Genomic DNA, 21914 nt, shown 5'->3' with positions numbered 1-21914 from the left:
AAAACGTTACACAGTGGTAACTCAGTCGGTGGATTATTGCGTCTACGCCACGGATTCGGTGGTCTACGAGCGCCAGACGCAAGAAACCGCGCGGTTCCATCGATTCATGAGCCCGATTCACGGACGCGTGTGCTCCCCGCGCAGCCCCCTCGGGCCTGGCAGGATGCACATATGAGCACTGAAGCGGTCCGGACGGGTCGAACCACGCCCGGTCCACCCACCTGGTCCGGCGAGGTGCCCGTCGAGCGCGCGGAACGGCCGCGGCTGTGGTGGGAGGTCGCCATCGTCCTCGGGCTGTCGCTGGGCCAGTCCGCAGTCTATTCCATCGTCACGATCATCGACCGTTCGACACAGAGCACTCCCCTGGCGAACCAGACCGCGCAGGTGAACCCGTCGCAGTCCAGCCGGGAGGTCTTCGACTTCCTCTACCAGTTCCTCGGCAACGCGTTCCCGCTGTTCGCGGTGGCGCTGGTGATCTTCCTGCTCTGGCAGCCGCGCCGCACCGGGTTCCGCCGGATCGGCTTCGACCTGAGCCGGCCGGGCCGCGACCTCGGCGGCGGCCTCCTGCTGTTCCTGGTGATCGGCGTGCCCGGCATCCTGTTCTATGCCCTCGGCCGGGTGCTCGGCCTGACCGTGCAGGTGCAGGCGTCGCCACTCGACACGCACTGGTGGACGGTGCCGATCCTCGTCTTCGCCGCGCTGCGGGCCGGCCTCCAGGAGGAGGTGATCGTGGTCGGCTACCTGTTCGCCCGGCTGCGCCAGCTCGGCTGGGGCAAGTGGTGGACCATCGTGGCCGCCGCGCTGCTCCGCGGCAGCTACCACCTGTACCAGGGCTTCGGGCCGTTCGTGGGCAACGCGATCATGGGCGTGGTCTTCGGCTGGTGCTACACCCGCTGGGGCCGGGTCATGCCGCTCGTGGTCGCCCATGTCATCATCGACATCGTGTCCTTCGTCGGCTACCCCCTGGCCGTGGCCCTGTTCCCGCACATCTTCGGTTAGTTCTTCTCGCGGAAGCTCTCGATCTCGCGCGCGTGACGCGACTGCAGCTCCCGGTAGTCCTCATCGAGGCGCGCGACCACGGCCGCCGCCGCGCGCACGTTCTCGTCGGCGTCGTGCGAGACCTGCGCGTAGACCGCTCTCAAGCGGGGGTCGTCTGTCGCGCCGAAGCGGGAGGCGAGCTCGAAGAAGCCCTCCTCCAACGACCGCATCCTCGACCGGTAGTAGGAGACGTACTCGTCGGCCTGCTCGATCCGGCGGCGCGCGGTCGCGCTCTCCTCGCGCTGCGCCTCCTCCAGCTCGCCCCGGGTGCGGTGGTCGTGCTGCGTCATGGTGTGATGCTCTCCACGCCGCGGGCGTAGTCGTTGGTCGCCGCGATGCGCGCGAGACCCGTCGTCACCTTCTCCTCGACCGCCCCGGAGAGGGCCGCAGCGACGTCGGCGCCGCGCAGGGTGACGTTCACCGCGGTGACGGCTCCCTCCATGGCCACCCAGTTGCCGCCCTTCACGATCGCGTACTGCGCGTGGACCATCGGCGGAAGGGCCGCGTCGAGCATCCTCCTCGCCGTCTCGTGGACGGCGCCGTCGATCGCGTGGATCGTCGAGTCCACCGTGTTCGCCACATCCTTCACCGCCTCGCCGATGAGGTCGCCAAGCCACGACATCACGAACCTCCCATCGGACCCGATACGTAGGCTTGCGCCCACCGCGCGTCCTGCGCCGCTGCGTTCCTGACCGTGTTCATGATCCCGTGCGAGATCCGCCCCACGATGTCGATGTGCTCATCCACGAGGTTGTTCACAGCCACAACCGCCGACTCGTCGATGTTCTTGTCCACCTGAAGCTCGTGCGCTCGCACGCACTCCTCGATGTCCGCCTCGGTCACCAACGGGTACAGCTGGGCGGCGGCGGTCTTCACGTCCGTCAGCGCCGTGGTCATCGCGGGAACAAGTCCATTGTTCACATCCTTGATCGTCCCGAGGTGCCAGGCGACACCGCCGACGCTCGACGCCAGCCCCAACGCCCCCACCGTGTCCACGGCGACGACGAGACCGGACAACACCGCGCCCGCGGTGATCGCGCTCACCCCGTTGACGACCGACACGACCCCGTGGAGAGCCCGGAGCGTCTGTCCTTGACCGGGACTGGCGATGTCCGCCAACTCGGCCAGCTCTTCGATGGTCAGGCCCTCCCCGCCCAGTCCGAGCATGGCGCCGAAGGGATCGAAGTCGAACGCGTCGCCCAGGTCATGATGCTCGATCACGCCCTTCCACAATTCGTCATCGACGAACACGCCCGCGCCCGTCCCGTGCCCGAGGAAGTTGCCGACCAGGTCGAACCGGTTCACGTAGTTGGTCAGCGGAGGCCGCCCATGCTTGCGCTCCGCCCGGACCCACTCCTTCGCCTGCGGGGACAACACGTCCCACGGGTCGGGGGCGTTGAAGGTGGTCGACGACCAGTGGTTCTCCGCGGCGACATACAGGGCGAGGAACCCGCCGAGGGAATGCCCCACCGTCTCGATCCGCGCCGCCGAGTGCCCCTCCGCCGCGAGTCTCTTCTTGACCTGTTCCGCGAACTTCTCGGCCTCGGCGACCTGGGTCCCCTCCCCCGTCCGGCGGCCCACCACCGAGACGAGGTCCGCGACGACGTCGGCGCGGTCGTCGGGGTTCGTGCCGGCGAACGCGATGAAGACCTGGGAGTGGTCGGGGGCTCCGTCGATGATGGGGACGACCGCCATGCCTTGGAAGCCGGTGGTGGGGTCGGTGGCGGTGTCGTAGACCTGGAACTTCTGCCTGTCCTTTGGCGTCAAGACCTCGTCGCCGTTCACGAGGGTCGGGTTGCGATTCAGTGGATCTACCCAGTACGACTTCGCGGCAATCGCTGCATAGTCCTCGGGAGTCATTCGATCACCTCGGATGACTCATCGCTGTAGATCACGGTCACGGGTGCGGGCGCAGCCCCCGGAGCAATGCTCGGCAACGGGTTACCCGCTCTCGAGTAACTCTCGGTACCCAAGATCTCGTTGTAATCCTCACCGTTCATGGTGACCACCGCATTGACTGCCCACGGCGCCCCGAAGCCTGACAGGCCGCCCTCCTGCGTGAATCTGATCTTCTCCACACCCCCCTGTGTCTCGAGGAGGGCGATGGCCGCCTTTCTCTGATTCGCGAGATTCGCTTCCTTGTTCACGCCATTTCCTCCGAACCCACAGCCGCTCAAACTCAGCGCAAGCGCGACCGCGATCACGGCGATGCAGGGCCGCGTGCGGGAGCCCCGCGTCCTCACGAATCGCATCCGAGCCTCCCGCATCACCGCCGCGAGCACAGCCGCCACGCCCCCACAGTGCGATCAGGCTAACACTGATCCGATGGAATCACACCTGTTGAAATTTATTACCTCACGCTTTGCAAGCATTGTTGAGCGCAAAACAAAAACCGCCGAGTCACGGATGATCCGTGACTCGGCGGTTCGAGCGGTTCCCAGCGTGGGCCTAGGCGAAGGCCTCCGGCGGCGGGCAGGCGCAGAACAGGTTGCGGTCTCCATACGCCTGGTCGATGCGGCGCACCGGCGGCCAGTACTTGTTCCGCACCAGGGTCGGCACCGGGTAGACGGCCTGCTCGCGGGAGTAGGCGTGGTCCCAGGTGGAAGTCGCGACCGACTCCGCGGTGTGCGGCGCGTTCCGCAGCGGGTTGTCGTCGGCCGGCCAGTCGCCCGCGGCGACGGCGTCGGCCTCGGCCTTGATGGCGATCATCGCGGTGACGAAGCGGTCGAGCTCGGCGAGGTCCTCGCTCTCGGTCGGCTCCACCATGAGCGTGCCGGCGACCGGGAACGACATGGTCGGCGCGTGGAAGCCGTAGTCGATGAGGCGCTTGGCCACGTCGTCCACGGTCACGCCGGTGCGCTCGGTGAGCGGCCGGACGTCGAGGATGCACTCGTGCGCGACCAGCCCGTTGTCGCCCGCGTACAGCACCGGGAAGTGCTCGCGCAGCTTCGCGGCGACGTAGTTGGCCGAGAGCACCGCGGCGCCGGTGGCGTCCGCCAGGCCCTGCGCGCCCATCATCCGGACGTACGCCCACGAGATCGGGAGGATGCTCGGGCTGCCGTACGGGGCAGCGGAGACCGGGGCGCCGCCGTGCTCGATCCGGCCGTCGGGGCCGTCCGCGCCGACCAGGACGTGCGTGGCGTCCTGCGCGAGCGGGTGCCCGGGCAGGAACGGCGCGAGGTGCGCCTTCGCCGCCACCGGGCCCACGCCGGGGCCGCCGCCGCCGTGCGGGATGCAGAAGGTCTTGTGCAGGTTGAGGTGGCTGACGTCGCCGCCGAAGTCGCCGAACCGGGCGTAGCCGAGCAGCGCGTTCAGGTTGGCGCCGTCGACGTAGACCTGTCCCCCGGCCTCGTGCACGGCGGAGGTGATCGCGACGACCTCGTGCTCGTAGACGCCGTGCGTCGACGGGTAGGTGATCATCAGCGCGGCGAGGGTGTCGGCGTTCGCGGCGATCTTCGCGCGCAGGTCGTCGAGGTCCACGTTGCCGAGCTGGTCGGTCGCGACCACGACCACGCTCATCCCGGCGAGGACGGCGGAGGCGGCGTTGGTGCCGTGCGCCGACTGCGGGATGAGGCAGACGGTGCGCTGCTCGTCGCCGCGCGAGCGGTGGTAGCCGCGGATCGCGAGGAGGCCGGCGAGCTCGCCCTGGCTGCCCGCGTTCGGCTGCAGCGAGACGGTGTCGTAGCCGGTGACGTCGGCGAGCCAGCCCTCGAGCTGGTCGATGAGCTCCAGCGAGCCCGCGACGTCCGCCGCCGGGGCGAACGGGTGCAGTGCGGCGAACTCGGGCCAGGTGACGGCCTCCATCTCGGTGGCGGCGTTGAGCTTCATCGTGCACGACCCCAGCGGGATCATGCCGCGGTCGAGCGCGTAGTCGCGGTCCTGCAGCTGGCGGAGGTAGCGCATCATGGCGGTCTCCGAGTGGTGCGTGGAGAACACCGGGTGCGTGAGGAAGTCCGACGTGCGGGTGAGTGCCGCGTCGAAGGACGGCTCGGAGCCGAACGCGAGCGCGGGCTCGCCCTCCACCGTGCCGCCGAGCACCTCGATGAGGTCGCCGAGCGGGAAGACGCCGTCGCGCAGGTCGGCGGCGGTCTCCTCGTCCAGGCTCAGCGAGACCAGGCCGGCGTCGACCGCGTGCAGCAGGAGACCGCGCTCGTGGGCGCGCGCCACGACCGTCGCCGCGTCGTCCGCCTCCACCACGAGGGTGTCGAAGAACGAGCGGGACACGACCTCCACGCCGGCGGCGCGCAGCGCGTCCGCGACGGCGACGGCGGAGAGGTGGACGTGTCGGCCGATCGCGCGCAGGCCGGCCGGGCCGTGGTACACCGCGTACATCGCGGCCATGACGGCGAGCAGCACCTGCGCAGTGCAGATGTTGGAGGTCGCCTTCTCGCGGCGGATGTGCTGCTCGCGGGTCTGCAGGGTGAGCCGGTAGGCGGGCTTGCCGATCGCGTCCTGCGAGACGCCGACCAGGCGGCCGGGGAGCTGGCGCTCCAGCCCCTTGCGCACGGCCATGTAGCCGGCGTGCGGGCCGCCGAAGCCCATCGGGACGCCGAAGCGCTGGCTGGTGCCGACGGCGACGTCGGCACCGAGCTCGCCCGGCGAGGTGAGCTGCGTGAGGGCGAGGAGGTCGGCGGCGGCCACGACGACCGCGCCGGCGGCCTTCGCGGCGGCGATCACGGCGGACGGGTCCCAGACCCGGCCCGAGGCGCCGGGGTACTGCACGAACAGGCCGAAGGCCTCCTGCAGCTCCGGGGCGTCGGCGGGCGTCGAGGCGAGGTCGAGCACGACGAGCTCGATGCCGACGGCCTCTGCGCGGTTGCGCAGCAGCGCCAGGGTCTGCGGGAACGTGTCGGCGTCGACCACGAACTTCGCGCCGGGGGCCCGGGAGGCGCGGCGCGCCAGCAGCATGCCCTCCACCACGGCCGTGCCCTCGTCGAGCATCGACGCGTTGGCGGTGTCCAGCCCGGTCAGGTCGGAGACCATCGTCTGGAAGTTGATGAGCGCCTCCAGGCGGCCCTGCGAGATCTCCGGCTGGTACGGCGTGTACGCGGTGTACCAGCCCGGGTTCTCCAGGACGTTGCGCTTGATCACCGCGGGGGTGATCGTGCCGTAGTAGCCGAGCCCGATCAGGGTGCGGTTCACGGTGTTGCGCGAAGCGAGCGCCCGCAGCTCGCGGATCGCCGCGCGCTCGCTGATCGGTGCGGGCAGCGCGGAGACGCGTCCCGGGGCGATGCGGATGGTGTCGGGCACCGCGGCGGAGACGAGCGCCTCCACCGATTCGTAGCCGAGGGCGGACAGCATGGTGCGCTGCGCGTCCCCGTCGGTGCCGATGTGACGCGTCTGGAACTGGTCGCTCATGTCTAGCGGTAGCCTTACTCGCCCGTGAGGGCCTTGTACTCGTCGAAGGAGAGGAGGCCCTCGGGGAGGGCGCCGAAGGTCACCTTGATGAGCCAGCCCTCGCCGAACGGGTCGCTGTTGACCAGCTCGGGTGCGTCGACCACGGCCTGGTTGGCCGCGGCGACGGTGCCGTCGACCGGCGCGAAGAGCTCGCCGACCGACTTGGTCGACTCGATCTCGCCGACCACGCGGCCGACCGCGACGTCGCTGCCCTCCGCGGGGAGCTCGACGAACACGACGTCGCCCAGCTTCTCGGCCGCGTAGCTCGTGATGCCGACCGTCGCGGTGTCGCCCTCGATGAGGAGCCACTCGTGCTCTGCGGTGTACTTCAGGTCCTGCTCTGCGGCCATGTCAGTGCTTCTTTCTGCTGTAGAAGGGGAGGGCGGTGACGGTGAAGGGGAGGCTGCTGCCGCGCACGTCGACGTGCAGCTCGGTTCCGGGCTGGGCGAACCGCGGCGCGACGTAGGCCATCGCGATCGGGACCCCGATGGTCGGCGAGAGGGCGCCGGAGGTCACGACCCCGACCTCCTCGCCCGCACCGTCGGCGGCGGGGGCGACGACCGGGTAGCCGGCGCGGGCGGCGCGCTTGCCGTGGCCCATCAGGCCGACGAGCACGCGCGCCTCGGCGTCCGGGCCGTCCTCGCTGGCGGCACGGCCGACGAAGTCGGTGTCCTTGGCGAGGTTGACGACGCGGCCGAGGCCGGCCTGAGCGGGCATGGTGTCCACTCCCAGCTCGTGGCCGTAGAGCGGCATGCCGGCCTCCAGGCGCAGCGTGTCGCGGCTGGCGAGGCCCGCGGGCACGAGGCCCTGCGCGGCGCCGGCTTCGAGGAGCGCGTCCCAGAGGGCGCGCGCGTTGTCCGGGGCGGTGTAGAGCTCGAAGCCGTCCTCGCCGGTGTAGCCGGTGCGGGCGACGAGCACGGGGTGCGTCTCGAACTCGCCCGGGATGCTCCAGTAGTACTTGAGGTCGGTGACCCGCTGGGCGAAGTCGTCGCCGTCGAGGTGGAAGCCGGGGGTGGCGAGCAGGACGCTCAGCGCGGCGGGGCCCTGGACGGCGATGAGCGCGATGTCGTCGCTCTCGTCGTAGACCTCGACGTCGAACGGGGCGGTGCGGTCGCGCAGCTCCTCGGCCACGGCCTCCCGGTTGGAGGCGTTCGCGACCACCATGTAGCGGTCGTCGCCGGTGCGGTAGACGACCAGGTCGTCGAGGATGCCGCCTGCGCGGGAGAGCAGCATGCTGTACTTCGCCTGGTCGAGCGCGAGCGACGACAGCTTGCCGGCGAGGGCGTAGTCGAGAGCCTGGCCGGCCTCCGGGCCGATGAGGACGATCTCGCCCATGTGCGACAGGTCGAAGAGCCCGGCCGCCGTGCGGACCGCGTGGTGCTCGGCGAGGTCGCTGGAGTAGCGCACCGGCATCTGCCAGCCGGCGAAGTCGGTGAACGACGCGCCCGCGGCGGTGTGGGCGTCGTGCAGCGGGGAGGTGCGCTCCGTTGCGTCGGTCCCTGCGTTGGTCTGGCTGTCCTGCGAGCTCATGAGTTCTCCGTTCGCCGGCCGTGCCGGAGGGATGAACGGTAGCGCGGCGCGCGCTCCGTGTGAAGAACTCCCCCTCTGTCATCCGGCCTGAGAGTTTCACCGCGATCGCAGACGCGGTCGTGGCTTTCACCGTGGGCGAGGGTACCCGCGTGTGCGGTGCCCTGCTTTTCAGAGTGGCCAGTCCGATGCGGTACGCGTACCTGAGAGATTGTCGGGGAGGATTGCTCCTTCGGTGCCGCCCGCTCGCGCGCTCGGCTCTCCCGCATCGGCCTGAATGGCCCGGTATTCAATTGACTGGGCCAGCATAACGGGTCCGCGCGGCCGGTGCGCGCGCGGCAACCGTTGCCGCCGGTTTTGCGTTCTGGTCAGAGTGACACTAAGATGGTCTGCAACTTAGGGTCACGGTGACCTTTAGTCGGACGGGAGGCCCGCGATGGCCGAACACGAACGCGCGAGTGCGATGCTCGCCGTCTCGACGGTCATCTTCGCGCTGCGCTCCGACGAACTGACCGGCGGTCGCGCCCAGGTCTGGCTGCCGCTCGTGCGGCGCATCCGGGCGCCGTTCGAGGGATGCTGGGCGCTGCCGGGCGGCCCGCTCCGGGTGGGCGAGGACCTGGCCTCCGCGGCCTCCCGCACCCTCGGCGACACGACCGGCCTCTCGCCGCGCTACCTGGAGCAGCTCTACACCTTCGGCGACGCGGTGCGCTCCCCCGGCGACGACCACGGCGAGCGCGTCGTCTCCATCGTCTACTGGGCGCTCGTCGGGAGCGCCGAGGCGGAGGCCGCGTCCTCCGGCGAGAACGTCGGCTGGTTCTCGGCCGACGACCTCCCCGAACTCGCTTTCGATCACAACGTGATCGTCGAGTACGCCCTCTGGCGGCTGCGCACCAAGATGGAGTACTCCCGGATCGCGCACGCGTTCCTCGGCGAGCGCTTCACCCTCGCCCAGCTGCGCGAGGTGCACGAGGCGGTGCTCGGCCGCCCGCTCGACCCGGCCAACTTCCGGCGGACCATCGAGTCCTCCGGCGCCGTCGTCGCCACCGGGGACTACCTGACCGGCACGCGGCACCGGCCGCCCCGGCTCTACCGCTACAACGACTCGATCGACCTCGCCGACGCGGGGCCGCTCCCCCGGCAGCAGCCACCTTTCGGCACGCGCCAAACACGTCCCACCCCGGAAAGCGAGCAGTCATGACCATCGCATCGGTCGACACCACCATCCAGCTCATCTCGAGCGGCAGCCTCGACGGCGCCACCTGCGCCCCGGAGCTCGTCGACGGGCCCTGGCTGTTCGATGCCGCTCCACCCTCGTACGGTCCCGGCGCCTCGCAGGACGACCCGATCCCCGCGTTCACGCCGAAGCAGGGCGAGCTGCCCGAGGAGTACCGCACCGCGTCGAAGGAGGAGCTCGCCGAGCGCATCCGCGCCGCCAAGGCCACCCTCGGCGACCGCGTCGCGGTGATGGGCCACTTCTACCAGCGCGACGAGGTCGTGCAGTTCGCGGACTTCGTGGGCGACTCGTTCCAGCTGGCCAACTTCGCCAAGGCGCGCCCGGAGGCCGAGACAATCGTCTTCTGCGGCGTGCACTTCATGGCGGAGACCGCGGACATCGTGTCGCGGCCGGAGCAGAACGTCATCCTCCCGAACCTCGCCGCCGGCTGCTCGATGGCCGACATGGCCGACCTCGACTCGGTGCAGGAGTGCTGGGAGGCGCTGGAGGAGCTGTACGGCACGGAGCCGGACGCCGACGGTCGGGTGCCGGTCATCCCGGTCACCTACATGAACTCGTCGGCGGCGCTCAAGGCGTTCTGCGGCGAGCACGGCGGCATCGTCTGCACGTCGTCCAACGCGGCGACCGTGCTGCAGTGGGCGTTCGAGCGCGGTCAGCGCGTGCTGTTCTTCCCCGACCAGCACCTGGGCCGCAACACCGCCAAGGCGATGGGCGTCCCGGTGGAGCGGATGCCGCTGTGGAACCCGCGCAAGCCGCTCGGGGGCAACGACGAGGCGGCCCTCGGCGAGGCGCAGGTCATCCTGTGGCACGGCTTCTGCTCGGTGCACAAGCGCTTCACGGTCGGCCAGATCGAGCACGCCCGCGCCGAGTTCCCCGGCGTCCGCGTGATCGTGCACCCCGAGTGCCCGATGGAGGTCGTGGACGCCGCCGACGAGTACGGCTCGACCGACTACATCGTCAAGGCGATCCAGGCGGCGCCCGCGGGCTCCACCTTCGCCATCGGCACCGAGATCAACCTGGTGCAGCGGCTCGCGGCCGAGTACCCGCAGCACACGATCTTCTGCCTCGACTCGGTGGTCTGCCCGTGCTCGACCATGTACCGCATCCACCCGGGCTACCTCGCCTGGGTGCTGGAGGGGCTGGTGCGTGGCGAGGTCGTGAACCAGGTGCGCGTGGCCGACGAGGTCGCGGCTCCCGCCCGGGTGGCGCTGGAGCGCATGCTCGCCGCCCGGCCGGACACCACGATGGCGGCCTGACATGGCCCGCGTCGTCGTCGTCGGGAGCGGCATCGCCGGGCTCGTCGCCGCGCTGCGGGCGGCCGAGCGCCACCAGGTGACGATCGTGACCAAGGGCGGCATCGCCGACGGCAGCACCCGGTACGCGCAGGGCGGGATCGCCGCTGCGGTGTTCTCCGACGACAGCGTGGCCGACCATGTCGCCGACACCCACCGCGCGGGCGCCGGCCTCAACGTAGTGGAGGCCGTCGAGGCGCTCTGCGGCGACGGGCCTGCCCGCGTGCGCGAATTGATCGCACTCGGCGTCGCCTTCGACCGGGACGGGAACGGCCTCGCCCGCGGGCTGGAGGCCGCGCACTCGAGCGCGCGCGTCCTGCACGCGGGCGGCGACGCGACCGGCGCCGAGATCGAGCGGGCGCTGGACGCTGCCGTGCGCGAGGCCGGCATCCGGGTGGTGACCGGGGCGTTCCTCCGGGACGTGCTCGTGTCGGACGGCGCGGTCTCCGGGGTCGCCCTGCGGCTGGCCGACGGCACGGACACCGACCTGGACGCCGACGCCGTGGTGCTCGCCACCGGCGGCTGGGGGCAGCTGTACGCGCACACCACCAACCCGGCCATCGCGACCGGCGACGGCGTCGCTGCCGCATACCGCGCCGGCGCGCTGCTCGCGGACCTGGAGTTCACCCAGTTCCACCCGACCGCGCTGCGGCTCCCCGCGGCGGACGGCGGCGCGCGCACCTTCCTGGTGTCGGAGGCCGTCCGCGGCGAGGGGGCGGTGCTGCGCAACGCCCGCGGCGAGCGGTTCATGCTCGACGTCCACCCCGACGCCGAGCTCGCGCCGCGCGACGTGGTCGCCCGCGGGATCGCCGTCGAGATGGCCGCGCAGGACGGCCTCCCCGTGGTGCTCGACGCCACCGCGCTCGGCGCGGACTTCCTGGCGCACCGCTTCCCGACCATCGACGCCGCCTGCCGGGCGGCCGGGATCGACTGGTCCCGCAAGCCGGTGCCGGTGACGCCCGCCGCGCACTACGCGATGGGCGGGGTCGCGACCGACATCCACGGCCGCACCAGCCTGCCCGGGCTGTTCGCGGTCGGCGAGGTCGCCTGCACCGGGGCGCACGGCGCGAACCGGCTGGCCTCCAACTCGCTGCTGGAAGGGCTGGTGTTCGCGCACCGCGCCGCCGAGGCGATCGGGGAGGAATGGCCGGAGCCGCCCGCGTGGGTCGCGGAGCCGGGCCTCGCCGCAGCGGCGACGACCGAGCTCCAGGAGGGCGACCGGCCGTTCGACCGCGCGCGCCTCCAGTCGATCCTCTGGACCGGCGCCGGCCTCCACCGCGACCGCGCCGGCCTCGACCGCGCTGCCCGCGAACTGGCCGCCTTCCGGATGCCGGAGCCCGGCGAGGACGCGAACCTCCTCCAGCTCGGCCGCCTCGTCGTCGCCTCCGCCCTGTCGCGCGAGGAGTCGCGCGGCGCCCACTTCCGTTCCGACTTCCCGCTGCCGGCGGCGGGCACGCCCCGCCACACGGTGCTCGCTCCGCTGTCCGTTCCTACCGAGGTGACCGTCCCATGCTGACCCGCCAGACCATCCACGACGTCGTCCGAGCCGCTCTCGCCGAGGACGCACCGTGGGGAGACCTGACCAGCGAGCTGCTCATTCCCGAAACGGCATATGCCACCGCGCGGCTGTCTGCACGGGAGCCGGGCACGTTCTCGGGAGGCGCCGTGTTCGCCGCGGCGATGACGCTGACGGACCCGGCCATCGAGGTGGACCTGGCCGTCGCGGACGGCGACGCGTTCGAGGCGGGCGACACGCTCGCGACGGTGAGCGGCCCCGCCCGCTCGGTGCTGCAGGGCGAGCGCGTCGCGCTGAACTTCGTCCAGCGGATGTCGGGCATCGCGACCCTCACCGCGTCGTTCGTCGCCGAGGTGGCGCACACCTCCGCCCGCATCGTCGACACCCGCAAGACCACGCCCGGCCTGCGCGCGTTCGAGCGGCACGCGGTGCGCAGCGGCGGCGGCCACAACCACCGCTACTCGCTCTCCGACGCCGTGATGGCAAAGGACAACCACCTCGCGATCCTCACCGCGCAGTCCGGGCTGTCGGTGACCGACGCCCTCCGCCGGGTGCGCTCCGAGCTCTCGCACACCACGCACCTGGAGGTCGAGGTGGACCGGATCGACCAGATCGAGCCGGTGCTCGCCGCCGGGGTGGACACGATCATGCTCGACAACTTCAGTCTGGACGAGCTGCGCGAGGGCGTGGCGATCGTCGGCGGCCGGGCGATCGTGGAGGCCAGCGGCAACGTCAGCCTCGCCACCGTGCGCGACATCGCGGAGACCGGGGTGGACGTCATCTCGTCCGGCGCGCTCACGCACAGCGTCCGCTCGCTCGACCTCGGCCTGGACGTGGTGCTGGGGAACGCATGACCGGACTGCCCTCATGACCGGCCTGTACCTCGACGCCGCCGCGACTTCCGCGGTGCGCCGCGAGGTCCTGGAGGCGATGTGGCCGTACCTCACCGGCGACTTCGGCAACCCGTCGAGCCACCACGCGGTCGGCGAGTCGGCGGCGCGCGCCCTGGCTGCCGCGCGCGCGACGGTCGCCGAGTGGCTCGGCTGCCGGGCGTCGGAGGTCGTCTTCACCTCGGGCGGCACCGAGGCGGACAACCTCGCCGTCAAGGGGATCGCGCTCGGCGCGCCCCGCGGCCGCCACGTCGTGACCACGCCGATCGAGCACGAGGCCGTTCTGGCCTCCGTCGACTACCTGGTGCGGGTGCACGGGTTCGAGGCGACGTACCTCCCGGTCGGGCGGGACGGGCTGGTCTCCCCCGACGACTTCGCGGCGGCGCTGCAACCGGACACGACGCTCGCCAGCGTGATGCTCGCCAACAACGAGGTGGGCACGATCCAGCCGGTCGCGGAGCTGGCGGCGCTGGCCCACGCGCAGGGCGTCCCGTTCCACACCGACGCGGTGCAGGCGGCGGGCTGGCTCCCGCTGGACGTGGGCGAGCTCGGCGTCGACGCGCTCAGCGTCTCCGGGCACAAGATCGGCGCGCCCAAAGGGATCGGGGCCCTGTACGTGCGGGGCAGGCTCCCGCTCGAGCCGGTGCTCCACGGCGGCGGCCAGGAGCGCGGGCGCCGCTCCGGCACCGAGGACGTCGCGGGCGCGGTCGCGCTGGCCACGGCCGCACGGCTCGCGATGCGCGACCGGGAGGCCAATGCCGCCCGTGCGACGGCGGCGCGCGACGCGTTCACGGCCGCGGTGCTGGAGCGGACCCCCGGCGCGGAGCTGACCGGTCACGCGTCGGCGCGGCTGCCCGGCACAGCCTCCTTCGTCTTCCCCGGCACCAACGGCGAGACGGTGCTGCTGGAGCTGGAACGCCGCGGGATCGTGTCCTCCAGCGGCTCGGCGTGCGCGGCCGGCAGCGAGGATGCGTCGCATGTGCTGCTCGCGCTGGGCTACGACGAGGATGTGGCCCGCACGGCGGTGCGGTTCTCGTGGGGACCCGAGGTCACGGAGGGCGCCCTCCTCGCCGTCGCGCCGGCTGTCGCGGAGGCCGTCCGCGAGGTGCGTGGCCTCGCCTCCTGACATTCGTGCCGAATGTCGGGTTTGGAGCGGGGAAACGCGACATTCGTGACGAATGTACGGCGGACGTGTTAAGCGGTGAGTGAACGCGGGCCTGAGTTCATCTGTTCGAAACCCACGATGTCGGGGGTCGTGGATAGTGTGGACCAGTGACTGAGAAGACCTCACCTGCGCCCGCCGACGCCATCGACACCGGAGCGCTCGCCGGGTCCCCCAGCGACGCCACAACACGGGAGGCGGCCCAGCCGCGTATCGCGCCGCGCGACCAGCGCGTCATCTGGCTGCTGCTCGCGGCCACGTTCGTCGTGATCCTCAACGAGACGATCATGAGCGTCGCCATCCCCAAGCTGATGGACGACCTCCACATCGACGCGCTCGCCGCGCAATGGCTCTCGACGGCGTTCATGCTGACGATGGCCGTGGTCATCCCGATCACCGGCTTCCTGCTGCAGCGGTTCACCACCCGGCAGGTCTTCGTCGCCGCGATGTCGCTGTTCTCGCTCGGCACGCTGGTCGCCGCCCTCGCGCCCGGCTTCAGCATCCTCGTGGTCGCCAGGGTGATCCAGGCCTGCGGCACCGCGATCATGCTGCCGCTGCTGATGACCACGCTGATGACGCTGGTCCCGCCCGCGCTGCGCGGACGCACGATGGGCAACGTCTCGATCGTCATCTCGGTCGCGCCGGCGATCGGCCCGACCATCTCCGGCGTCATCCTCAACTTCCTGGCCTGGCGCTGGATCTTCCTGATCGTGCTGCCGATCGCGCTCGTGATGCTGCTGGTCGGCGCCAAGTTCGTCGAGAACGTCACCGAGACCCGGAAGAGCCGGGTGGACGTGCTCTCGGTCATCCTGTCGGCGCTCGGCTTCGGCGGCCTCGTCTACGGGCTGACGCTGAGCGGCGAGACCGGACCGGCCGCGGCCGGCAACGGGCCGATGCTGTGGGGCTCGCTGGCGGTCGGCGTCGTTGCGCTCGCGGCGTTCATCACCCGGCAGCTCCTCCTGCAGCGCAAGGACCGCGCGCTGCTCGACCTCCGGACGTTCCGCAGCCCGATCTTCACGGCCGCGATCGTGCTGATGGCGATCACCACGGCGTCGCTGTTCGGCGTGATCATCGTCCTCCCGCTCTACCTGGAGCGCGTCCTGCATCTCGACGTGCTCGGCACCGGACTGATCCTGCTGCCCGGCGGACTGGTGATGGGCCTCGCGGCGCCGTTCGTCGGCCGGCTCTACGACCGGATCGGCCCGCGTCCGCTGGTGATCCCGGGCGCCATCCTGGTGAGCCTGGTGATGTGGTCGCTGACGATGGTGACCGAGACCACCCCGATCTCCCTCGTGCTCATCGCGCACATCACGATGAGCCTCGGACTCGCGCTGATGTTCACGCCGCTCTTCACGGCCGGCCTCGGCGCGGTGCCTCCGCACCTGTACTCGCACGGCAGCGCCATCCTCGGCACCATCCAGCAGGTCGGCGGCGCGGCGGGCACAGCTTTGCTGGTCGCGGTGCTCTCGGCGCAGAGCGCGGCCCTCGCGGCGGGCGGCGCCTCGCTCGACGCGGCCACCGCGGGCGGCATCCGCTCGGCGTTCTTCGCGGCGGCGATCATCTCGCTGTTCGGAGTCGTCGGCTCGTTCTTCGTCAGCAAGCCCGCCGACGCCCCCTCCGAGGCCGCCTTCGCGCACTGAGCAAACCCCCGCCGAAGGGCACGTCGTTGTCACTTTCGCGCCCCAAAAAAGTAAAAACACATCCCCACGGCGGGGGGGGCCGCGGCACAGGCACCGCCGCGGCGGCGGGGGGAGCCATGTGGACGCAGGCGACGCGAGGAGGCAGCCGTGACCATCATCCAGACCCCCGATCCCGACGAAGCGACGGGAGACGTCGCGGAGATCTACGCGAAGGACCAGCGCGACCTCGGCTACGTCGCCGAGTACACCCGGGTCATGGCGTTCAATCCCGAGGCGTACCGGGCCTGGGAGCAGCTCGTCCGCGCGATCATCGCCCAGCTCGGCGTGCGCCGCTTCGAGCTCGTGACGCTGGCCGCGGCGCAGGGCACGCACTCCCAGCACTGCCGCCTCGCCCACGGCCGCAAGTCGCTCGCGGTCATGGACGCGGACGATGTGGAGGCCGTGGCCCGCGACTTCCACGAGGCCGGGCTCTCCGAGGCGGAGGTCGCGATGATGGAGTACGCCGAACGCATCAGCACGGACGCGGCGTCGATGACCGAGGCCGACTCGCTCCGCCTGCGCGAGCTGGGTTTCACGGACCGCGAGATCGTCGACATCACGCTGGCCGCCGCGGCGCGAAACTACTTCAGCCGCGCCATCCAGGCGCTCGGCGTCGCGGTCGAGGTCCCGCCTGGGATCAGCGACGGCCTCCGCGACGCGCTGCTGGCGCCGCTGTGAGCGCCGAAACGCTCCCTCCGGTCGAGCGGGAGATCGTGCAGGACGTGACGCTCGCCAACCCGCGCCCGGTCGGCCGCATCCAGACCCGCCGCATCACGATGCAGCCGGACGTCGTCGGCGGCCTCCACCTCCACAACGGCCCGGTGGTCGGCTCGATCGAGCGCGGCTCCGCCCTCTACCAGGTCGAGGGCGGATCAGTGGTCACCCTGGAGGCCGGCGACACCTTCTACGAGGAGGAGGGCGCCAGGATCGCGCGGTTCGACGCCGGCCCCGACGGGGTCGTGTTCCTCGCCCACTTCCCGGTCAGCACCCACGAAGAGCCGACCCTCACGATGCTGTAGGAGCCCGTCATGGTCTACCGAGTCAAGCGCGTGTACGACGCGCCCGCCGTCGAGGACGGCCTCCGCGTGCTGATCGACCGCCTGTGGCCGCGCGGCCTCACCAAGGAGAAGGCGAAGGTGGACCTCTGGCTCAAGGACGTGGCGCCGTCCACCGAGCTGCGGCGCTGGTTTCACCACGAGTCGCCGCTGTTCGACGAGTTCACCGCGCGGTACGACGCCGAGCTCGACGCGAACCCGGCGGTGGCCCAGCTCCGCGAGCTGGGCGACACGCATCCGGTCGTCACGCTGCTGGTCGGCGCGCGCGACCCGGAACTGAATCAAGGGGTGGTGCTCGAGAGATATCTCGAGCACCACCCCCGGTGACGGCAACCACAGCCGTCGACGCCGGCCACGCCCGGTTCAGACGGCCGGCGCCAGCTCCTCCTCGGTCTCCCGCTCCGCCTCGTCCACGAGGAACCAGGTGTACGCCGGGATGGTCAGGAAGGTCGGGAACTCCTCCGCGAGCGACACCTCGGCCAGCAGTTCGGCCGCGTCGTCGAAGCGGTCCGCGACTCCCGCGGTGCGCGCGACGGAACTGAGCCGCATGCACTCCTCGGCCAGGATCCCGGCGACCAGCGCACGGTCGACCGGCGTCCCCTCGGCGGTGACGACCCGGTTCTCGATCCACTGCCGCAGCAGCGAGCGGGAGATCTCCGCGGTCGCGGCGTCCTCCATCAGCCCGTCGATCGCGACGGCGCCGGTGCCGCGCAGCCACGCCTCGATGTAGCGGAGGGCCACGGAGACGTTCGAGCGCACGCCCGCGTCGGTGACCGTGCCGCCCGCCGTCGTGACGTCCAACAGGTCGGCGGCGGTGACGTGGACGTCCTCGCGCAGCCGGGTGACCTGGTTCGGCCGGTCGCCGAGCACCGCGTCGAACTCGGCGAGCGCCGTCGGGATCAGGTCGGGATGAGCGACCCAGGTCCCGTCGAAGCCGTCGCCGGCCTCCCGGCGCTTGTCGTCCGCGACCTGGCCGAGGGCGCGCTCGGTCGCCTCGGCGTCGCGGCGGTTCGGGATGAAGGCGCTCATCCCGCCGATCGCGTGGGCGCCGCGCTTGTGGCACGTCGCGACCAGCAGCTCGGTGTACGCGCGCATGAAGGGGACGGTCATGGTGATGCCGCTGCGGTCGCCGAACGCGAAGCGCTTGCCGCGGCCGAGGAACGTCTTGATGATCGAGAAGATGTAGTCCCAGCGGCCGGCGTTGAGGCCGGCGCAGTGGTCGCGCAGCTCGTAGAGGATCTCCTCCATCTCGAACGCGGCCGGGATGGTCTCGATCAGGACTGTCGCCCGCACCGTGCCGACCGGCATCCCGATCCGCTGCTGGGCGAAGACGAAGATGTCGTTCCAGAGCCGCGCCTCCCGATGCGACTCCAGCTTCGGGAGGTAGAAGTACGGCCCGCGGCCCGAGGCGACCAGTTCCTCGGCGTTGTGCCAGAAGTACAGGCCGAAGTCGGTGAGGGACGCGCTGGCCGGGGCGGTGCGGCCGGCTCGGTCGGTGAACGCGAGGTGCTTCTCGACCAGGTGCCAGCCGCGCGGCCGCATCACGATCGTGGGCGTGTGCTCGTGCGGGGTGGTGACCCGGTACTCCTTGCCCTCGGGACTGGTGAAGGCGAGCTGCCCGCGGACCGCGTCGTGCAGGGTGCGCTGGCCGCCGACGACGTTCGCCCAGGTGGGGCTGGTGGCGTCCTCCTGATCGGCGAGCCAGACCCGTGCTCCCGAGTTGAGGGCGTTGATCGCCATCTTCGGGTCGGTCGGGCCGGTGATCTCCACGCGGCGGTCCTCCAGGCCGGGGCCGGCGCCGGCGACGCGCCAGTGCGGGTCCTCGCGGATCGCCTCGGTAGCGGAGAGGAAGCGTGGGTCGCGGCCGTTGCCCGCCTCCCCGCGGCGCAGCTGACGCTCCAGCAGGAGCTCCTGGCGGCGTGCGGCGAAGGCCTGGTGCAGGTGGTCGACGAAGGCGAGCGCCTCCGGGGTCAGGATGTCGTCGGTCCCCGTCACGCGGGCACCTGTCATCTCAATCATGGTCGTTGTCCTTTCGCTGGTCCCCCCGCCATCGATTCCGGAGTTGTGCACGCTTCGCACGGCGTGTCGGCGTACATAACTCCGGGAGAGATGGCTGGGGGTGCGGGGGTGGGAGGTTAGAACTGGTGCTGTTCGGTGCTGCCGACGAGGGCGAGGGTGGCGCTGGTGGGGTTGAGCGCGGTCGCGATGCGGTCGAAGTAGCCGGTGCCGACCTCCCGCTGGTGGCGGGTGGCGGTGTAGCCGGAGCTCTCGGAGGCGAATTCGGCCTCCTGGAGGTCCACGTACGCGCTCATCTGCCGGTCGGCGTAGTCCTTGGCGAGCGTGAACATGGAGTAGTTGAGGGCGTGGAAGCCCGCGAGGGTGATGAACTGGAACGCGTAGCCCATCGCCGCCAGCTCGCGCTGGAACCGGGCGATCGTCTCGTCGTCCAGGTGCTTGCGCCAGTTGAACGACGGCGAGCAGTTGTAGGCCAGCTTCTTGCCGGGGAACTGCGCGTGCACCGCCTCCGCGAACCGACGGGCGAGCTCCAGGTCGGGCTCGGCGGACTCCACCCAGAGCAGGTCGGCGTACGGCGCGTAGGCGAGGCCGCGGGCGATGACGGGGTCGATGCCATTGCTCACCTCGTAGAAGCCCTCCGCGGTGCGCGTGCCGGTGAGGAACGGCCGGTCGCGGTCGTCGTGGTCGCTGGTCAGCAGGGTGGCGGCGAGCGAGTCGGTGCGGGCGATCACGATGCTGGGGACGCCGGCGACGTCGGCGGCAAGGCGTGCGGCGTTCAGGGTGCGGATGTGCTGCCCGGTCGGGATGAGCACCTTGCCGCCCATGTGGCCGCACTTCTTCTCGCTGGCGAGCTGGTCCTCCCAGTGCACCCCCGCGGCGCCGGCCTGGATCATCCCGTGCATGAGCTCGTAGGCGTTGAGCGGGCCGCCGAAGCCGGCCTCCGCGTCGGCGACGATCGGCGCCATCCAGTCGGACACCGGGCCGTCGGTGCCCTCGACCTGGCCGGCGCGCAGAAGCGCGTTGTTGATCCGTCGGACCACGGCGGGCACCGAGTTGGCCGGGTACAGGCTCTGGTCCGGGTAGGTCTGGCCCGACAGGTTGGCGTCGGCCGCGACCTGCCAGCCGGAGAGGTAGATGGCCTCCAGGCCCGCACGGACCTGCTGGACGGCCTGGTTGCCGGTGAGGGCGCCGAGCGCGGCGACCCACTTCGGGTCCTCCCCTGCGCCGTCGCGCTGGATGAGCTCCCAGAGCTTCTCGGCGCCGCGGTGGGCGAGCGTCTGCTCCTCGCGCACCGGGCCACGGAGCGCCACCACGTCCTCGGCCGTGTAGTCGCGGCGGATGCCGGACCAGCGCGGGTCGGCGTCCCACTCGAGGCGGAGCTCGGCGGCGGTCTGCGTGGTGTCGCCGGGGCGGGCTTCGGGGTTCATGGTGACCTCCATCGGTCGGATCGTTTGACACGATCGTGGCCCGGTCGCAACAGGTCTGGAGAAGATCCGTCGACAGAAATTCAGGGGTTCTTCTGTTTGCTAGAACTTCGCCGGAGTGTCAGCATGGCCTGCATGACCGACACCGCTGTCCGGATCGACGACGAGCCGACCGGAGCCGACGCGCTCATCCTCGGCCGGCGCGTGCGCGCGTTCCGCCTCGAGCGGGCCATGACCCTGGAGGCGCTCGCCACCGCGATCGACCGGGCGCCCTCCCAGGTCTCCGCGATCGAGAACGGCAACCGGGAGCCGCGCCTCGCCCAGCTCCGCGCCATCGCCACCGCCCTCGGCGTGACCGTGGACGACCTCCTCGCCCCCGACGCGCCGGACGAGCGCGCTGCCCTGGAGATCGCGGTCGAACGGGCCCAGCGCGGACCCGTGTTCGGCGCCCTCGGGATCGACCCCGTGCGGGTGTCGAAGTCCGTCCCCGACGCGACATTGCGGGCGATCCTGGCCCTGCACCAGGAGGTCGCCCGCCTGCACAAGGAACGGGCGGCGACCCCCGAGGAGGCCCGCCGCGCCAACGCCGAGCTGCGCGCGACGATGCGCGCCCGCGACAACTACTTCGCCGACCTGGAGGCCATCGCCGCCGACCTGCTCGGCGCCGTCGGGCACACCGGGGGCCCGGTCTCGCACCAGACCGTCGCGGACATGGCCGACCGCCTCGGGTTCTCGCTGCACTACGTCGGCGACCTCCCGCACTCGACCCGCTCGGTGACCGACAAGCGCAACGGCCGCATCTACCTGCCGACCGAGCAGTCGGCCTCCCGGGACTCCCGCTCGCCCATCCTGCAGGCCTTCGCCTCCCAGCTCCTCGGTCACGACGAGCCGGGAAATTACGCCGACTTTCTGCGCCAGCGCGTGGAGACCAACTACCTCACCGCAGCGCTCCTGCTGCCGGAGAAGGACGCGGTGGCGTTCCTGACCGAGGCCAAGAACTTCCGGCGCATCTCGATGGAGGACCTCCGCGACGCCTTCGCGGTGTCGTACGAGACCGCCTGCCACCGGTTCACCAACCTGGCGACCGCACGGCTCGGCATCCCGGTGCACTTCATGAAGGTGCACGAGTCGGGCACCATCATCAAGGCGTACGAGAACGACTCGGTCGCCTTCCCGTCCGACGCGCTGGGCGCGATCGAGGGCACCCCGGTCTGCCGGAGCTGGACGGCCCGCACGGTCTTCGACGTCGCCGACCGGTTCAGCCCCTACTACCAGTACACGGACACCCCGCGCGGGACGTTCTGGTGCACCTCCCGCATCGAGAAGGCCAAGGAGGGCGACTACTCGGTGAGCGTCGGCGTGCCGTTCGCGCACGTCAAGTGGTTCCGCGGCCGCGAGACGACGCACCGCGCCGTGTCGCGCTGCCCCGACGAGTCGTGCTGCCGCCGGCCGTCGGGAGCGCTCGCCGACCGCTGGGAGGGGATGGCCTGGCCCGCGGCGCGCACGCCCACGTCGCTGCTGGCCGCCCTGCCGACGGGCACCTTCCCCGGCGTGGACTCCACGGAAGTCTTCGACTTCCTCGAGCGCCACGCGCCCGCGTAACCTCCGCCGAAGGGCACGTAAACGCCCCTAAAACGCGGTTTTAGGGGCGTTTACGTGCCCATCGGCGTTGAGATTTACTACG

General features: G+C 71.1%; 20 protein-coding genes and 1 riboswitch. Of the genes, 11 read left to right on the top strand and 9 right to left on the bottom strand.

Annotated elements, in window-relative coordinates; translation table 11 throughout:
• Positions 1 to 171: 171 nt before the first annotated feature.
• The gene (locus ACFRFH_RS17095; RefSeq protein WP_382464202.1) at positions 172 to 999 is read left to right on the top strand and encodes a CPBP family intramembrane glutamic endopeptidase; all 828 of its coding nucleotides are present in this window, start codon (positions 172 to 174) and stop codon (positions 997 to 999) included.
• On the opposite strand, the gene ACFRFH_RS17090 is transcribed toward ACFRFH_RS17095, so the two are convergent.
• From ACFRFH_RS17090 to gcvT, 7 genes are all read right to left on the bottom strand, one after another.
• Positions 996 to 1328, bottom strand: a complete 333-nt coding sequence (locus ACFRFH_RS17090) for a hypothetical protein (protein WP_382464201.1) — start codon at positions 1326 to 1328, stop codon at positions 996 to 998. The two genes, ACFRFH_RS17095 and ACFRFH_RS17090, sit on opposite strands and share 4 nt — an antisense overlap.
• A complete protein-coding gene (locus ACFRFH_RS17085) occupies positions 1325 to 1660 on the bottom strand; it encodes a hypothetical protein (protein ID WP_382464200.1) in 336 nt (111 codons plus the stop codon). The genes ACFRFH_RS17090 and ACFRFH_RS17085 overlap by 4 nt, the downstream gene beginning before the upstream one ends.
• Positions 1660 to 2898, bottom strand: a complete 1239-nt coding sequence (locus ACFRFH_RS17080) for a DUF6792 domain-containing protein (protein WP_382464199.1) — start codon at positions 2896 to 2898, stop codon at positions 1660 to 1662. Before ACFRFH_RS17080 ends, ACFRFH_RS17085 begins: the two co-directional genes overlap by 1 nt.
• Positions 2895 to 3185 (bottom strand): hypothetical protein, encoded by a 291-nt coding sequence (locus tag ACFRFH_RS17075; protein ID WP_382464198.1) that lies wholly within the window; start codon positions 3183 to 3185, stop codon positions 2895 to 2897. Before ACFRFH_RS17075 ends, ACFRFH_RS17080 begins: the two co-directional genes overlap by 4 nt.
• A gap of 301 nt (positions 3186 to 3486) precedes the next feature.
• Positions 3487 to 6396, bottom strand: a complete 2910-nt coding sequence (gene gcvP / locus ACFRFH_RS17070; protein ID WP_382464197.1) for an aminomethyl-transferring glycine dehydrogenase — start codon at positions 6394 to 6396, stop codon at positions 3487 to 3489.
• 14 nt (positions 6397 to 6410) lie between these two features.
• On the bottom strand, positions 6411 to 6785 hold the full coding sequence (gene gcvH, locus ACFRFH_RS17065) for a glycine cleavage system protein GcvH (RefSeq protein WP_382464196.1): 375 nt from the start codon (positions 6783 to 6785) through the stop codon (positions 6411 to 6413).
• A 1-nt stretch (position 6786) separates the two neighbouring features.
• On the bottom strand, positions 6787 to 7965 hold the full coding sequence (gcvT, locus tag ACFRFH_RS17060) for a glycine cleavage system aminomethyltransferase GcvT (RefSeq protein ID WP_382464195.1): 1179 nt from the start codon (positions 7963 to 7965) through the stop codon (positions 6787 to 6789).
• Positions 7966 to 8143: 178 nt separating this feature from the next.
• Positions 8144 to 8238: riboswitch (glycine riboswitch) on the bottom strand.
• Between the two features lie 160 nt (positions 8239 to 8398).
• Here gcvT and ACFRFH_RS17055 point away from each other — a divergent pair.
• The 9 genes from ACFRFH_RS17055 (at position 8399) to ACFRFH_RS17015 (ending at position 17117) form a co-directional block, all read left to right on the top strand.
• A complete protein-coding gene (locus tag ACFRFH_RS17055) occupies positions 8399 to 9160 on the top strand; it encodes an NUDIX domain-containing protein (RefSeq protein ID WP_382464194.1) in 762 nt (253 codons plus the stop codon).
• Entirely contained in the window at positions 9157 to 10452 is a 1296-nt protein-coding gene (gene nadA, locus ACFRFH_RS17050; RefSeq protein WP_382464193.1) for a quinolinate synthase NadA, read from the top strand. Before ACFRFH_RS17055 ends, nadA begins: the two co-directional genes overlap by 4 nt.
• Before the next feature lies 1 nt (position 10453).
• Positions 10454 to 12004, top strand: a complete 1551-nt coding sequence (gene nadB, locus ACFRFH_RS17045; RefSeq protein WP_382464192.1) for an L-aspartate oxidase — start codon at positions 10454 to 10456, stop codon at positions 12002 to 12004.
• Positions 11998 to 12858, top strand: a complete 861-nt coding sequence (nadC, locus tag ACFRFH_RS17040) for a carboxylating nicotinate-nucleotide diphosphorylase (RefSeq protein ID WP_382464191.1) — start codon at positions 11998 to 12000, stop codon at positions 12856 to 12858. The genes nadB and nadC overlap by 7 nt, the downstream gene beginning before the upstream one ends.
• A 13-nt stretch (positions 12859 to 12871) precedes the next feature.
• The gene (locus ACFRFH_RS17035; RefSeq protein ID WP_382464190.1) at positions 12872 to 14020 is read left to right on the top strand and encodes a cysteine desulfurase family protein; all 1149 of its coding nucleotides are present in this window, start codon (positions 12872 to 12874) and stop codon (positions 14018 to 14020) included.
• Positions 14021 to 14166: 146 nt separating this feature from the next.
• Positions 14167 to 15696, top strand: coding sequence for an MDR family MFS transporter (locus tag ACFRFH_RS17030; protein ID WP_382464189.1), 1530 nt, complete (start codon positions 14167 to 14169; stop codon positions 15694 to 15696).
• Positions 15697 to 15843: 147 nt separating this feature from the next.
• Positions 15844 to 16413, top strand: a complete 570-nt coding sequence (locus ACFRFH_RS17025) for a peroxidase-related enzyme (RefSeq protein ID WP_382464188.1) — start codon at positions 15844 to 15846, stop codon at positions 16411 to 16413.
• Positions 16410 to 16754, top strand: coding sequence for a hypothetical protein (locus tag ACFRFH_RS17020; RefSeq protein WP_382464187.1), 345 nt, complete (start codon positions 16410 to 16412; stop codon positions 16752 to 16754). The genes ACFRFH_RS17025 and ACFRFH_RS17020 overlap by 4 nt, the downstream gene beginning before the upstream one ends.
• A gap of 9 nt (positions 16755 to 16763) precedes the next feature.
• The gene (locus ACFRFH_RS17015; RefSeq protein ID WP_382464186.1) at positions 16764 to 17117 is read left to right on the top strand and encodes a DUF488 domain-containing protein; all 354 of its coding nucleotides are present in this window, start codon (positions 16764 to 16766) and stop codon (positions 17115 to 17117) included.
• Between the two features lie 36 nt (positions 17118 to 17153).
• Here the strand turns inward: ACFRFH_RS17015 and aceB are convergent, their stop codons facing one another.
• Complete coding sequence (gene aceB / locus ACFRFH_RS17010) at positions 17154 to 18809, bottom strand: malate synthase A (RefSeq protein ID WP_382464185.1); 1656 nt, start codon at positions 18807 to 18809, stop codon at positions 17154 to 17156.
• Between the two features lie 116 nt (positions 18810 to 18925).
• Positions 18926 to 20245: an isocitrate lyase gene (gene aceA, locus ACFRFH_RS17005; RefSeq protein ID WP_382464184.1), complete on the bottom strand. Its 1320-nt coding sequence runs from the start codon at positions 20243 to 20245 to the stop codon at positions 18926 to 18928.
• Between the two features lie 120 nt (positions 20246 to 20365).
• Here aceA and ACFRFH_RS17000 point away from each other — a divergent pair, with 120 nt between their 5' ends.
• Positions 20366 to 21832 (top strand): helix-turn-helix domain-containing protein, encoded by a 1467-nt coding sequence (locus tag ACFRFH_RS17000; RefSeq protein ID WP_382464183.1) that lies wholly within the window; start codon positions 20366 to 20368, stop codon positions 21830 to 21832.
• The last annotated feature ends 82 nt before the right edge of the window (positions 21833 to 21914 follow it).

Source organism: Leifsonia sp. NPDC056824 (genome assembly GCF_042789575.1).
In the GTDB taxonomy this organism is placed as follows: domain Bacteria; phylum Actinomycetota; class Actinomycetes; order Actinomycetales; family Microbacteriaceae; genus Leifsonia.
The sequence above is the reverse complement of the archived record's forward strand: the minus strand, read 5'-3'. Positions and strand labels throughout refer to the sequence as shown.